At 50.0% G+C, this 15,007-nt stretch carries 9 protein-coding genes; 2 read left to right on the forward strand and 7 right to left on the reverse strand.

The window, feature by feature from the left end; all coding sequences use genetic code 11:
* Positions 1 to 62: 62 nt before the first annotated feature.
* Positions 63 to 635 (reverse strand): TetR/AcrR family transcriptional regulator, encoded by a 573-nt coding sequence (locus M4D81_RS15790; RefSeq protein ID WP_260067224.1) that lies wholly within the window; start codon positions 633 to 635, stop codon positions 63 to 65.
* A gap of 241 nt (positions 636 to 876) precedes the next feature.
* On the opposite strand from M4D81_RS15790, the gene M4D81_RS15795 reads away from it, so the two are divergent.
* Positions 877 to 1,821: a ketopantoate reductase family protein gene (locus M4D81_RS15795; RefSeq protein ID WP_260067225.1), complete on the forward strand. Its 945-nt coding sequence runs from the start codon at positions 877 to 879 to the stop codon at positions 1,819 to 1,821.
* 331 nt (positions 1,822 to 2,152) lie between these two features.
* On the opposite strand, the gene M4D81_RS15800 is transcribed toward M4D81_RS15795, so the two are convergent.
* The 6 genes from M4D81_RS15800 to M4D81_RS15825 form a co-directional block, all read right to left on the reverse strand.
* Positions 2,153 to 2,809, reverse strand: a complete 657-nt coding sequence (locus tag M4D81_RS15800; protein ID WP_260067226.1) for an SGNH/GDSL hydrolase family protein — start codon at positions 2,807 to 2,809, stop codon at positions 2,153 to 2,155.
* Positions 2,810 to 3,126: 317 nt separating this feature from the next.
* Positions 3,127 to 3,996 carry a methyl-accepting chemotaxis protein gene (locus M4D81_RS15805; protein ID WP_071220980.1) on the reverse strand — a complete coding sequence of 290 codons (870 nt, stop codon included), beginning with the start codon at positions 3,994 to 3,996 and terminating at the stop codon, positions 3,127 to 3,129.
* 18 nt (positions 3,997 to 4,014) lie between these two features.
* On the reverse strand, positions 4,015 to 5,469 hold the full coding sequence (yfmT, locus tag M4D81_RS15810; protein WP_260067227.1) for a benzaldehyde dehydrogenase: 1,455 nt from the start codon (positions 5,467 to 5,469) through the stop codon (positions 4,015 to 4,017).
* Between the two features lie 240 nt (positions 5,470 to 5,709).
* On the reverse strand, positions 5,710 to 6,408 hold the full coding sequence (gene ric, locus M4D81_RS15815; protein ID WP_260067228.1) for an iron-sulfur cluster repair di-iron protein: 699 nt from the start codon (positions 6,406 to 6,408) through the stop codon (positions 5,710 to 5,712).
* Positions 6,409 to 6,621: 213 nt separating this feature from the next.
* Complete coding sequence (locus M4D81_RS15820; protein WP_260067229.1) at positions 6,622 to 12,252, reverse strand: pectinesterase family protein; 5,631 nt, start codon at positions 12,250 to 12,252, stop codon at positions 6,622 to 6,624.
* An 88-nt stretch (positions 12,253 to 12,340) separates the two neighbouring features.
* A complete protein-coding gene (locus M4D81_RS15825; RefSeq protein WP_260067230.1) occupies positions 12,341 to 13,912 on the reverse strand; it encodes a glycoside hydrolase family 28 protein in 1,572 nt (523 codons plus the stop codon).
* Between the two features lie 238 nt (positions 13,913 to 14,150).
* On the opposite strand from M4D81_RS15825, the gene M4D81_RS15830 reads away from it, so the two are divergent.
* Positions 14,151 to 14,993, forward strand: coding sequence for a helix-turn-helix transcriptional regulator (locus M4D81_RS15830; protein ID WP_260067231.1), 843 nt, complete (start codon positions 14,151 to 14,153; stop codon positions 14,991 to 14,993).
* Positions 14,994 to 15,007: the final 14 nt, after the last annotated feature.

The following is a 15,007-nucleotide window of genomic DNA, read 5'->3' on the forward strand; positions in this document are numbered from 1 at the left end:
CAGCATCGCGGTATGTAAATAACCTCCCACTTGGATCATCGGAGGTCATTTTATGATTGATTTTAGCGGCGTCCAACGAAACCATATAAGAGAAGCTGGATAAGTTCCGCCATCTTAGTTTTATAATTCCCAGCTCTTGCCCATGAAGCTTGGAGCGTCCCGACGACACTTAATAATTCCAATAGGGTCTCTAGCGAAACAGAGGAATGAATCGCCCCTTCCTTCTTCCCCAGCTCAATAAATTCCTGAATAAGCGCAATTCTAATTTGATTCGTGTTTTCACTATATAAGCTCGCTAGCACCTGATCCTCCACGGCACCCGGTGTACCAAGCAATTGATAGTCTTGATCTGCACAGATCTCCAAAATCCGAGATATCTTATCTTTAAAGTCGATATTTTGATGCAAAAGCTCCTCAGCCATTTGGATCGTATGTTGCATCAGAACATTCGCACATTCCTTGACCACCCCTTCTTTGCTGCCGAAGTAGTTATACAGCGATACCGACGATACGCCGGATTCATCGGCAATGTCTTTAATGCTAACATGGACGAAGCCTTTTTCTTTAAAAAGCTTTAATGCCGCATGAATGATCGCATCCTTCTTTTGCTGCGTTCTGATTTCGAATTTATTCATCACTCTTCACTCACTTCCCGTGTTCATCACTACAAGTAGTTTAACATAATGCGAATAGTTTTTAAATTTCACAGTCAATATTTAAAAACTAATTGACATCCTGGTTGATGTCCATATAGAATCAAGCTGTGGTTTTTAAATTTTGGAACGAATATTTAAAAACTTTGTTAAAGAGACAAGGGATGCGCTTGAGCAAACATGGTTTGATCCAATCGTTTAACCCAAAATGGAGGGACCCACGATGAGAATATTAGTTTACGGCGCAGGGGTTCTGGGCAGTTATTTAGCCCACGAGCTGGTGTGTGGAGGGCACAACGTCACGATGCTGGCAAGAGGACGACGAGCAGAGGAGTTGGAAAAGAACGGCAATGTCATTCGGCATTATTTTCAGTTTCAAACCACGGTTAATCAAGTAAGGGTCATCCGAGAACTACAGCCGGACGATGTTTATGACCTTATTTTTGTTGTAATGAAATATCCGGATTTCGAGGCTGTGCTGCCTGCCCTTGCGGCGAATCATAGCTGCCATATCGTTATAATGGGTAACAATGCAAGCCCTGGGGAAATGGAGAAGTATTTGCAAACCCATAGTCCGGTAGCGAAACAGGTTGCGTTCGCTTTTCAGTCGATTGCCGGCTGGAGGGAGAATGGCCGGATCATTAGCGTGCGCGGCCCAAGAACCAACATAACGATCGGTGGTTTAGGAGTGGATCTGTCATGGCGCTCAGTGATCGATCAAGCTTTGGTTAACACCAAATATAAATGGACTTACATTACAAATATGGATGAGTGGCTGAAAAGTCATTTCGTTATGATCTTGCCTTTGAATTCCATAGCTTCTTCATATAACGGTAATTTGCGCAGAGCCGCAAAAGACAAGAAGCTTCTTAATCTGGTCATTCATGCGGTAGATGAAGGGCATCAAGTATTGGAGAAAAACGGCTATACGGTTTCACCTGCCGCTCAAAAGCAATTCGCACGCAACAAAAGAAAGCTGTTCTACATCCTGTTGAAGATAATGTTGTCAACCCCGATTGGCAAAATCCTGCTGAGTGATAAGGCTGTGTCATCAAACGAGATGACTGCGTTACACCAAGCTTTTGATCATTTGAAGATACGCGCGAACATAGCTACGCCTCATTGGGATGAGCTTCAACATTATTCCCATCCCATAGAGGGATCATAGAAGATGGCTTAGTCGATCTATCACTTAGCCAGATAAAAAACAATGTTCATTAAATATCGGACACTTATTCCCGAACCGTGTTCTGTGGCGGCTAATATGGAATGAAGATTCGGCAGAACGTGCATGATTCGCATATGTGTCTTTTCTTGAAGTGTTCCCTCCATAATCTGCGTATGATCTATAGCTGATCCAATCTTGAGCACACAGCCAGGCTTCGAACCGGCCGGGATCATCACAGTCGATTTTTTAAAATCATAAGGTGCAACCAGCACAAGAACATGACTGACTTGATTATCTGTGAACTTTCGAGCGAGTTACTTTATGTATCTGTTCAACTTATAGCGAATGGGCTATTCTGCACGACCCTCAGCCATTCACGTGAAATCAATTGATGCCCGGCTGTCGTGGGATGAATGCCATCCCATATCCAATACTCTGCGCCTGCTCGTTTTGCCGCATGATCAAACGCTTCTTGCAGAGGGACAAACAGCGTTTCAAACTCTCGAGCCAATTGCCGGACAACTAGGCTATATTCATCCAGCCGTTGACGCCATTTGTCCCAATTCTGCACGGTGGCGCCCGTTTTCAGTACGAATGGCTCACATAAAACCAGTCCCGTCTGTGGAAGTACTTCTTTCGTTTCCTCCAGTATGTGACGATATGCTTTTTCGAACCTGTCGGTAGCTCCGCTTGGCGAGCCTTCGATGATCCGACCTGCGTCGTTAACGCCAACCAACATACTGATCAGGTCAGGTCGCAGGCTAATCGCATCTTCATTCCAACGCGCGTACAAATCCGAGACGCGATGGCCGCTGATTCCTCGATTGATGAACTGTGGCTGGCTTTCCGCTAGTGCATAGCCCAGCTGAGCAGCAATAAGATATACGTAGCCATGTCCATGAATATGATTAAGATCGTTGTCGCGCCCCCACTTCCCGTCCGTTATGGAGTCACCTTGAAACAATATGGTTTTGCTTGTCTTTGTCATCCTCTTCACTGTACCTTTCTTCAAATGGATTCGTGGACCTATACGGATCTTTGTCACGCCTTAATGTTACCGCTTTCAAAACTACCCCTTACATAATGATAAACCAAGCAACTAATCGAAAATACCCTAGCGATTAGCTTAAAAAGCATATCAACATTAGATATGAACCGGATATCTTTTGAAGATCACGACGGAGAGTTCATCGGCATCATGGTGCATTGCCACAGCATATCGAATAAAGAGCAGAAATACATCATAGGTGTATTTCTGCTCTATCGGCCTGTATAAAATTAAGTTACACAGAGTATTCTGAGTTTCTATTGCTTGTTTTCTTTTGCATACAGGCTTTCTTCAGCTACCTGCGCTAACTCCTCTGCTTTGATACTAATCTCATGGATCGTTGCAGAGAATTCCTGAATCGCCCTTGACTGGGTATCGGTAAGCGTGTGGATATCGGAAAAAGCATGATTTAAGCGCTGCAAAAATTCCTGAATATTCTTCGTAATGCCATTAATTTGATCCACGTTCTCTTTGGAGCTTGTCGCCAACTTCCGAATCTCATCGGCAACGACCGAGAACCCCCTCCCGACTTCCCCAGCTCTTGCCGCTTCGATAGAAGCATTAAGACCTAACATATTGCTCTGATCCGAAATCTCCTTAACAACGCTGGAAATCTTTCCAATCTGCTGCGCGCTGGAGCTGACATCCGTCATTTGATTCGTTACATCGGTTACACGTTCGGTAAGGTGAGCAATCGATTGGCTGATGTCTTCAATGGACGCCGTGGTCTGTTCAACAATTGCCGAAAAACTCTCGGCCATCTCAAACAGCGCATTCGCTTTTTCAAGACTTGTCCCCATGCCTACACCGCCGATAACCCTGCCTTGTTCGTCGTGAAGCGGGATCGCGCGTGCAGCTAGCGGAAATCCAAACAGCTCTTTCGGAACGACAGCCGATAAAGCTTTATTATTGCGGATGGCATCGGTTACGATATCCCCCTCCACTAGCGGGTCCCCAGGCTTGACATTCAGCGAAAAGGTTCTTCCTGGAATGTTGATGATAAGCTTCTCCGTATCATAAATGCCAATCGTGATGTCATCATTCGTAAGACTTTTCAGCAATGGAGCCACCTTTACAAAGGCGCTGATCAGCTCATGCTGTGTTTGCTCTTCAGTCACATTATTCATGCCTATCTCCCCCAACCCTTAATACGGGAATTTCCTTTGTCCGTAATGAACCGATATCCATTTCATGGTCGTAAATTCATCCAGGCTCCATTGTCCATTCAGACGACCCAACCCCGACTGCTTCTCTCCGCCAAATGCTACAATCGGCTCGTCGTTAATCGTGACATCATTTACATGGATCATGCCTGTGTGGACCTTCTTCGCCATTTCAACCCCACGTTCAAGATTGGAGGTGTGAATAGCTCCGCTAAGCCCGAAACGTGTATCGTTAGCGATTGCGATTCCTTCCTCTTCCGTTTCGAACGGGATGATACACACAACCGGGCCGAACAACTCCTCTTGTGCTACCTCCATATCCGGTTTGACATTAACGAGGACGGTAGGCTCCACCATTCTGCCGGTGATATTCCCTTGCACCAGTGGAACTGCACCTTGCTCAATGCCCTTCTCAATCAGCTTTTGCAGTGTCTTTGCCTGCCGATGGTTGATGACGGGCCCGATAATGGTCTGCGGATCGCTCGGATCACCTGTTGTTAGGGTGGAAACCTTTGCTTTGTATTTATCTACAAATTCCTGATAGATCGGCTTCTGCACGAGAATCCGGTTGGCCGACATACAGATCTGGCCTTGATGCGTGAATCTGCTGAACGTTGCCGCTTGTACCGCATAATCGATATCAGCATCTTCCAGTATAATGAACGCGCTGTTCCCGCCGAGCTCCAGCAGCGGCTTTTTGAAGTGCTTGACGGCCAACTGACCAATATGGCTTCCAACCTTAGTCGAACCCGTGAAAGAAATGATTCTCGGAATCGGATGCTCCACGAACGCATCGCCAATCTCCTTGATATCTGTCACCACTACATTCAACAGGCCCTTCGGTATACCCGCTTCTTCGAAAATCTTGCCGATCAGCGTTCCACCCGTAATCGGTGAATCCTCATGCGGCTTCAGCACGACGCCGTTGCCGGCACCTAATGCCGGGGCGACGGACTTCATGGACAAGAAGAAAGGAAAATTAAATGGACTGATAACCCCAACCACGCCAGCCGGGATCCGATACAGTCGGTTCTCCTTGCCATCTTCAGTGGAAGGTAAAATCTTCCCCTCCATTCTAAGGGGGAACGTAGCCGCTTCCTTAATCATATTTTTCACAAGACCGATCTCGAATGCCGCCTTCAGACGCGTTCCGCCCAGCTCCTGAACGATAATGGACGTAATATCTTCCTCATGCGACTCAATATATTGAACAGCATTTTCAAGGATGTCGCGTTTACGGTAAGGGTTAATTTTGTCCCATTCCAGCTTAGCTTGATAGGCAGCCTGATAGGCATCATCAATGTCTGCAACGCTCGCGATTTGAAAAGCCGTAATGACCTCATCATTATATGGATTGATGTCAGGCAGCGTTTTACCGCTTTTACCGTCTCGCCATTCCCCGCCTATGAATTGTTTTCCCAATTTCGAATAATCCATATGAACCCTCCTGTGTCGAATAATTCCAACTGATATATTTATCGACTGAATACAGGGAATAGTTAAGTGAATTTTATTTGATCTCTTCTCCCTCCCGGGGAAGGAGTCTGCACGCTAATCACGCTCTAACAATAACGCCCTAACCATAAGGTTAGGGCGTTATTGTTAGGGCGTTATTTTACACGTTCGATAGTCATCCGAGCAATTCCTCACCCAGCTTAGAAGGGGTTCTAACCAACGTTATACCGCTTGTCGAATCCACTCAAACAATATGTTGTTTTCCAGATGGATATGCTCGAAGGTGTCCTTTTCAAGCATGGCCAACCGTTGATAGACCAGCCGATACGTGCCGCAGGCATCCGAGGGAAGTTCGAAATCAGCGGTTACTTCCCTGAGCTCTTGAAGCAATCTGCCGGCGTGAGCATGTTCATCTTCCAGCTCAGACACATGCAGTTTAAGCTCCGCTGCAGCTTGGTGGTTAGGCTCTGCAACAAATTTCAAGATAAGCGGGAATACATGCTCGTCCTCATCCTTCGTATGATCCAGCAGTTCGTTTTTCAGATCCGAGAAAAGCTCCTGCACCCGGAGAAGCTCGGGATGATGCTCCCCATGTACACGGGCCAACTTCGTCACATACGGCGTTAAAGCAGGTAATTCATCCAGCAAGAAGGCATGATGTTTATGCTGGATGTATTCAATCAATTCGGATTCCTTCAGTGAAGCCGGACGGCTTTCCTGATAGTCGGCAAACTTGTTCTCCAGGGATTGAACCTTCTCCAGTACGGCGGCAGGTTCCAAATTACGCTGTTTAGCTGCTTCTTCCAGTGGCACCTGCCCTCCACAACAAAAATCAATCCGGAGTGATCGGAATAAATCCGCCGTTTGCGGGATGGATGTAACAATATCGGATACCTGGCTCTGAAGCGTGAATGAACTCATAGTCAAACCTCCTTAGACTAAACCCCGTCTTTGTGAACTATTTCACTCTTACAACCCAAGTATATGAAACTCCTGTCTCCGTACATGTGATTGCAGTCATACTGAAATGGAACACTATGTGAACGTTCAGGATCCGAGAACTACGGGAGCCAGAACAACACAAAAACAGGGATCTCATCATCCCTGTTTTTGTGTTGTTCTGGAATAGAAGCATCATGATATCCAGCGTGATTCAAAATTTGAGGGCTTTAGAGCTAATATAATCCCTTCCCTTAATGCCTCGGCATGCCGCAGCAGGATGTCCGCCGCCAGTTCTGACACATGTTTGCCCCGCTGTGCCCGGACCTCGTTCTCAAAGCTGCCCATATTTCCCTTCTCCAGCTTCTTCGTCAAACTGTTGGCGATACCGGCATTCCCAATCTCTCCGCTGCTCAGGAACCGTTCGATCAAAGCGATCATATCGCCGGTGCTCGTCACCGTCTGAAATTCAATCTCAGCTACTGACGTATTGCCCGCAAGATCTGCTCCTTCAACGGTTAACACATGACTCCCGAGCAGAAGCTGATACAGCGGGATGGCTTCACCGGGTTGAACGGGATTACCGTCCAGCTTGATAACCGTCCGGCTGTCGTCGACGCCGGAAACAGAATCGCTCATTTCAATGATCGGCGTCCAATCCCTGGAGACATTCCATCCTCCCTCCTGTGCCGGTGTTTCTACGTGAATTTCCGGTGGGGACAGATCCATGTTCAATACAATGGATTGGATGCTTTCCTCAAGACCTGCAGCGTTGACGGAGCGATAGTATATCGCAGCCGCGGCCGCTTCCCGGTCCAGAACGATCGGCCCCGAGTACGGAATCCAGGTGGTACCGTCTAAACTGTAGACGGTTTCGGTAACAGTTGAACCGTCGTCTTCCGCACTCAATTCAACAGTAACCGGCACCGTATACCAGCCGTTCAGGCCGTTCGGTGTTTCCGGTGTTATTTTGGACGATGTGTGCGGAGGTGTATCGTCTTCTTCCCCGTAAGGCTGCGGAAGAACAGGCATTCTAGTCGGATCCCAACCATCCGATCCCTTCATCATCATTGGAATCGTGTACAGATTCGCTTCCTCCGGCGTGAGCTGCTTCGACCAATTCGCGCGGGCTTCGGCTGCCGCACCAGGTCCGGTATTGTTATATTCATAGTATTTGGCGGTTTTCTCGTTATCCGGTCGTCCCCAGTTATGCCAGCCTTTATCGTGCACGATTCCTTCCATTTCCGTGTTCATGAACAGCACATGAGCAAAGGGTCTCCATGGTCGTCCAAGGTAGACATCTTCGATTCCGTCCGTTCCTGTAATCTTGCTGTTGAGGAACAAATATCCGTAGGGCTGATTTTCTGGCGTGCTGGCAGCGGTAATATATCCGCCTGAACGGACATTGTGAATGACGCTCTGGTCAAACACGGCGATTCCAGGTCCATAGATAAAATCCACCGCTCCTTCAATATAACTGTTCTTCACATACACCCGTTTCCCGGCATTGTTCACAAAGAACGTATCCTGATAACCGATCATGCGGACATGGTTGAAAAAGGCCCGATCTCCCCGAAGGTCCAGCGCGGGCGCCGGGCCTTGAGGACCCGCTCCATTCGCAAACGTGATGTTCTCGGCGGTAAAATCATCGGATTCGACGGCGGTGGCACGTTCATTGAATCCGGTGCCCGTTATCCCGGTATAGGTAATGACCGTATCTTCCTTGCTCTCGCCAATAAAACTCACGGCATGCTTCGTCTTGGGAACGGTAACCTGCTCCTCATAGATTCCATTCCGGATATAGATTATCGTTCGGGCCGTATTGCCCTCCGGGATGGAGTCCACCGCGGCTTGAACGCTGGTAAACATGCCTGTGCCGTCTTTCGCCACGACGATGACGAAAGCAGGCGTTGCTCCTTGAGGGTCGCTTCCGGCTCCCGGTCCGTTCTCGTTCACCGACTGGACCGAATAATAATAGGTTTTGCCGGTAACGACATCCGTATCGATAAATCCGGGCTGCCGCCAATCAGAGGCGATGACGCTTCCTGCTTCGCTTCTTGATTCCGATCTTCTGATTTGGTAAGAAGCTGCACCTTCTACGCCTGACCAGGAGAGCTTAACGTGGTCTTTGGCCGGGTTTAGTCGAAGATCACCCGGAGGCGGCGTAGTATTCGCAGGGAATGGCATGACCCGAACCGCTTCAGTATTCATGCTGGAAGCGATGCCGTTATGTGCGGAAACAACATAATAGTAGGCCGTCCCGTTCTCCAAGCCGCTGTCCTCATAGCGGATATCCTTTACTTGATCGGCAATGACCTTGTATGGACCGCCGTGAACGGTGCTTCGCTTGATCTGATAACTCGAAGCATCGTGTGAGGCATTCCACGAGATCACCGCCGATGCATCTCCGGCACTCGCTTTAACATCCGCTGGCGACTCTAGCGGCGCCAGCGGGCGGACCTCGGCCGGGCCCGACGCCTCGCTCTCGCCGGCAACGCTTGTCGCCGTCACCGTATAATAGTAGACTCTACCGTTTACAAGCCCCGTATCTCTAAAGAAAGGCTCTTCTACGCTTCCTGCCTCAATATAAGGCCCTTCCTGACTTTCGCTTCGCTTCACCGTATAGGTGACCGCATGCTCCACCTGCTGCCAGGTGAGATCAGCCTGGGTGTGACGGCTAAGTCCCGCGAGCTCCGCCGGGGCTTGCGGCTTCACGGCATTCACCGATGGCGTGACACGCACTTGGTTCGAGGGATCGCTTTCCCCTAAATGACTCACGGCGGTAACCACATAATAATAAGTGGTTTCGTTGATTACGCTTGTATCCGTATACGATGGATTGGAAGCACTCAGATCGGATGCCACGGTCTCGTACGGACCCCCGTTTGCGGTGCTTCTGTTGACGGTATACGATAAAGCGCCTTGGGCGTTATCCCAATCCAGCTGAACCTTCCCGTTCCCAGGGATCGCCCGTAGTCCTTTAGGTGCGGCTGCCGGTTCTACGTATACCTTGATGTTGTCAAAGTAATAGGTTCCCTTGCCGGTTCCGGGCGTTCTGCCGAACAAGGCGCTTCCCAGTCCTAACGTCCGCATATCCTCTCTAAGCTCAACCTGCTTGGCTGCCAGTGCGTTGTCTACGTAAATATCCATGGTGTTAGCCGCCGCATTGGCAATGACCTTCAGATTGTACCAGCGGTTAGCGGCCGGAAGGTCGGTTAGCTTTACGTCTTGCCCATTCTTGTTCTTGTAAACCAGGGCGTACGCATTCTCCTGAATCGGTAACTGAGGCTTGCGCACCTCAAGGGCAATCGGCGTCTTGGTGCCCCCTGCATCCTTAATCTGAAGCAGAACCGATGTGCCGGGCATGGCTGGGGACATGAAATCCGTCTCGACGACAACCGTACCCAACTGCTGCGGGAAGCTGATTGTAAACCCTGTGCTGCCTACTGCATTATCGTATACCTTTAGCGCCTTTTCTGAATCGTTACCCGTAGAATTGACGGGAACTTCCTCCACGGTGACCGTATGATCCGCATCCTGAGGCTCCGGGATCACGCCATATCTGTCAGGCACCGAGCCGGCTTCAAGGTTTTCAAAATCATCGTTCACATAATATACGGTTTTCGGGCCGCTGCCTGTATCTGCCGATATATTGATGTTGGTAAATGTCGAGGTATTGTATTTCCATGTCTCATTGTTCACTTTACCCGCATCCGCCACGAGGCCGACATAGGCTTGCTTAGGCAAATCGACTTGGACGTTTCCGACCGTGGTCCAGCTGGTTCCATCTTGAGAGATCATTGATGTGAATTGGTTATCCTTACGGACAAGCTTGATCCAATAAGGCAGCTGAAATTCCTGCTCCGGCTGAATTCTCGCAACCTCTCCGCCCTCCTCGGCTCGACTAAGGGTAACACCTCTTTTCCCTGTACGAATATAAGGGACGACCAGGGAAACGAATGGAGCATCCTCCTTCAGAATCTCGCGGAACATGATGCCCGCTTCCGCTTCCTCATTCGTGGGGGTAATGCTCTCAACCCGGGCCACAATTTCAGCGTCCCCCTCGATCTCCTGATAGGCAAAATGAAAGACGTCCTTCGTGCCGCCGATATCTCCTGCTGCCTTGACGGTCATCTCGCCGAGGGCATCACCAAGCTGGGTGTGTCCCGGTATTCCCGGACTGCCTATATCGGCCGACTTCCAAGGCTTGACGCTTCCTTCGGTGTTCGCATGAACGACCAAGCTCGTCGAGAACGCCATCGTTCCCGTATCGTCGATCGCTTTCGCGGCCCAATAATGGGTGCCGTCCACAGCGTCTGTCCACTCATAGCGGAACGGCATGCTGTCATCCTCTCCAACCTTCTCTCCGTTCCGGTAAAACTCGACCTTCGATACGCTTCCGTCTTCATCGGACACGGACGCTTCAATCGTCACGTTCGATCCGGCTTTGACCACCGTGTTGTTCGCCGGAGCGGTAATGACTACAGAGGGATTAGCTGATCCGTTTCCCGTTATGGAATTCAAATACAGCTCCAGATTCGTGTATCCTTCCTCATTGGCCAGATTGCGGTCACTCGGATCTCTCGGGTCCAGCCCGCGAGCGATCTCCCAATCATTCGGCATACCATCATGATCGTCATCTTCTAACGTGGATCTAACCGTCTCTACTAGCGGATATCCGCCCACCTCATTCTGGGAATTGATATGCATGCCGGTTCGGTGAATAACGTCATGGATGATTCTGGCATCGACGGCATCCCGTTTCGGCAGGGTGGCTCCGGCGCTTTGCGTAACCGCTTCATAAGCCTCTTCGGCGGATTCGGTCGGCAGTGGATTGGCAAAGGAAGCGGGAGTTTCCAGCTTCACGTAATCCGGATACTTATGAACGCCGGACCAGTTATCCTGAGTATATTCCGGATAGCCGTCCATAACGTTGCCGTCAATATAGTAACTCCCGGTGCTCTCCGCATTCATAAACCGAACCGCTTCCGTTTCAGGTCCGGGCTTGTAATAATTGTTGACCATATTGGTAACCGCGCCTTTGCCTCCGTACGAAGCAAAGAATCCCCAGTTGTAAACAACATTATTGCGAAAATCATGGGAATTGCCTGCCGTGCTGTCAAACGCCGGGTTACGGCTGGAGTTGTGGGCGATCAAATTATGATGAAAGCTGGTGTTCTTACCGCCCCATATCCCGCCGTAGCCGTGTCTGCCTTTGACATGTTTGCTAATGTGCATGGCGTCTGCTATGATCGACCACTGCACCGTGACATTTTCGTTACCGTAAGGGCTGAGCACTTCGTCGACGGACCAGCTGAACGAGGAGTGGTCGATGATAATGTTTTTCTTATACCGTCCGCCAAAAGAGTCTGCTTCCGTTTCATTCATATCGCCCAGCCGGAATCGCATGTAACGGATGATCAGATTGTTTCCATCAAAGGACGTTGGATACCCGATGACCGTAATCCCGTCGCCCGGCGCCGTTTGACCGGCAATCGTCAGATTGTCTCCGAGAATCTTAAGGGGAGATTTCAGCTCGATAACGCCGCCGACTTTAAATACAACGGTCCGGTTTCCAGCACTGACCGCATCACGAAGCGAGCCTGGGCCCGAGTCGGCCAGCGTCGTTACCTCGTACACATCGCCGCCCCGGCCGCCGGTCGTATACTTTCCACCGCCTTCGGCCCCCGGAAATGCCGGCGTTCGCGAGGAATTGGACGGGGTTATGATTTCTGCGCCCTCCTCAGCATAAGCGGCTCCGCCGGAAAAACTTGTAAACAGCATGGTGAGGACAAGCATTTGCTTTAACCATTTTGCTGCTATCAATTGCGTACCTCCTTATCATTTTGAAATGCTTGCAACGGTTATAATTCGATCACCTCCTCTCTAAGCCTTTATGAATCCAACAGCAAAGCTACTTGATCACGACCTCCTCCGGTTCCACTTCAGAAGAAATCATAATCTGCCTAGCCTTATCGGCCTTCAGCCCCGAGCATTCGATTTGCCTGGACCGTTCCCCGGTCACCACCAGCAGGCGGTCATCCTGTGAGCTCCCTTCTCCGCTGACATTCGCCACCTGAACATTTCGGCTTTGGTGAAAAAGAAGCAGCTGATTTTCCTGATTGCGAAGGACGATGTCCTGAATGCTGAGGTTCTTTCCATTTCGGCATACAATGCCTTCATGACTTGTGATTGCCGACCGCTTCACCGTCAAGTTCTCCACCGGCATCTCCGGCAAGCCGTTGATGAGCAGCGCAGTATGCGCGCCGCTGCACACAATATCCTGAATGACAATATTCCGGAATACGGGGGTTTCCTCGGTAACCGGCAGCATCACTTCCGTTTGATACTCGCCGGAGCCGGCTTTCCCTTCGTAATATAAATTGAAGGAGATCGCATCCCCGTCGATATCCCGCATCCGGATCCTTTCAATGAAGATGTTCTCGACCACGCCGCCGCGACCGCGGCAGCTTTTAAAACGAATGCCGATATCAGTGCCGATGAAGGTGCAATCGGATACGTATACATCCTTGATGCCTCCGGACATTTCACTGCCGACCACGATGCCGCCGTGGCCGTGATAAACGGTGCAGTTCCGGATGCTGATCCGCTCACTCGGCTTTCCCAGCAGGCGCCCGGCTTCATTTTTACCGGACTTCAGACAAATCGCATCATCTCCTACATCAAACGAGCTGTTTTCCACGATTACGCATTTGCATGAATCGATGTCCAGACCGTCCCCGTTCTGGGCATACCATGGATTGCGGACGGTGATGTTCTGAATGGTAATCTGCTCTGATGCCCAAGGATGCAGGCACCAGGCTGCGGAGTTTTGAAAGGTCGGGCCGCTGAGCAGGATCCGCTTGCATTTTCTAAAGCTGAGCAGATTGGGCCTCAGGTAGTCTCTCACAGGCGCATAGTCATGTGGATCCTCGCTGCCTGTCTGTTCGATCCGGGCCAAGTTCTCCTCACCGTCCCGAGCTACCGGCGTAGGCCACCACAGTCCCTTATCATCCACAACGCCGCCCGAGTGAACGAAGCGATCCCACTGGCTTTCCGTCAGCTTCCCTTGCTTAACGGGCCTCCAGGCTTCGCCGCTCCCGTCAAAAATACCACTGCCCGTGATCGCGATATCCTCCAAACCTTCTCCATCGAGCGGAGACTGACAGCGGAACATCTGCCTGCCCTCATAGGTGGACATCCGGATTGGATAAGCTTCGAATTGCTTGCCGAACACAACAAGCGCACCGGCAGAGGCGTGAAGCTCAATCCGGCTCTGCAGGGTCAATGGACCGGTGTGCCAGATCCCGGGAGGGATGACCACCTTCCCCCCACCGGCCTTTGCGCAGGCTTCAATCGCTTGATGAAATGCCTGGGTGTTGTCATATACGCCGTCTCCAACGGCGCCATAGTCCGTAATCGTTACGGTATAGTCCGGGATCACAGGCAAGTCAGGACATATCGCTTCTTCTGTTTGTTTGATCATGTGTACCTCCGTATTTTTAAGATTGCTTATTCGATTTATACCGGCAGGACGATGTAAGCGCTTATAAGAAATTGCTGCCGATTCCTGCCAAAGCCCTTGAAGATCGTCAGCAGGCATGATATATAATTTTCTACGAGCCATTCTGGCCGTTATCCGCTTCTCCGACCTGTTTAGACATAACAAGCTGCACGAATGGCAAAGGGATCGAGATCTGTGTGAACAAAGGAGTTAATGAGGAATGAATGACCGGCTGCAGCCCAAGTACCATATCGGAGATCATGATTTCTCCATCCAATACATGTCGCGAAACGGTTCCAGCAGCATGCCCCGTCCGCATGAACATCCCTACTTTGAGCTGTATTACTTGCTTAACGGTGAGCGGGTCTACTTTATGGACGATAACGTGTTTACCGTCAAAAAAGGGGACATGATGATCGTGAACCCGCATGATCTCCACTCAACGGCAAGCTCCGATAAGCTGACCTTCGAGCGGGTGCTGATCAGCTTCTGCAGAAGCTTCATCGAACAGGGCGATGCCGGCGTCGCCAAGCTGCTCGATCACGGGACGTCCAGGCTCGTTCGCATTCCCCTGAAGCATCAGCCCGAAATCGAACGGCTGCTCCTCTCGATGCTCGCAGAATGCCAAACGGAGCAGACTCACTACAGCTCATTGGTTCGCGCGTGGATGAACGAGCTGCTCATCCGCCTTCATCGGATCGAGACCACGCTTCAATTCCAAACCCATGAATATGAGCATCCGATGCACCAGAAAATTTCAGAAATTGCCCAATACATCAAATCCAATTATCATGAAAGGCTTACGCTGGAGCTGGTCGCCAAGCAGTTTTACATCAGCCCTTCCTATCTCAGCAGAGTGTTCACCAAGCTGACAGGCTTTCACTTTCGCGAATACCTGCAGGTGGTACGAATTCGCGAAGCACAGAAAATGCTCGTGAACAGCAGAGAATCCGTACAATTCATCTCCGAGCAAGCCGGATTTGAGCATATTGCCCACTTTAATAAAACCTTCAAAAAAATCGCGGGGACCACGCCTCTTCAGTACCGCAAGCGTCATGGATAGAATCGGGGCTGTTC

It is taken from the genome of Paenibacillus sp. p3-SID867 (assembly GCF_025142895.1).
GTDB lineage: Bacteria > Bacillota > Bacilli > Paenibacillales > Paenibacillaceae > Paenibacillus_AQ.

Excerpts from the sequence above, each read along its gene's own strand:
- M4D81_RS15790 (WP_260067224.1), bottom strand. The coding sequence starts at position 635 with ATGAATAAATTCGAAATCAGAACGCAGCAAAAGAAGGATGCGATCATT.
- M4D81_RS15795 (WP_260067225.1), top strand. The coding sequence starts at position 877 with ATGAGAATATTAGTTTACGGCGCAGGGGTTCTGGGCAGTTATTTAGCC.
- M4D81_RS15800 (WP_260067226.1), bottom strand. The coding sequence starts at position 2,809 with ATGACAAAGACAAGCAAAACCATATTGTTTCAAGGTGACTCCATAACG.
- M4D81_RS15805 (WP_071220980.1), bottom strand. The coding sequence starts at position 3,996 with ATGAATAATGTGACTGAAGAGCAAACACAGCATGAGCTGATCAGCGCC.
- yfmT (WP_260067227.1), bottom strand. The coding sequence starts at position 5,469 with ATGGATTATTCGAAATTGGGAAAACAATTCATAGGCGGGGAATGGCGA.
- ric (WP_260067228.1), bottom strand. The coding sequence starts at position 6,408 with ATGAGTTCATTCACGCTTCAGAGCCAGGTATCCGATATTGTTACATCC.
- M4D81_RS15825 (WP_260067230.1), bottom strand. The coding sequence starts at position 13,912 with ATGATCAAACAAACAGAAGAAGCGATATGTCCTGACTTGCCTGTGATC.
- M4D81_RS15830 (WP_260067231.1), top strand. The coding sequence starts at position 14,151 with ATGAATGACCGGCTGCAGCCCAAGTACCATATCGGAGATCATGATTTC.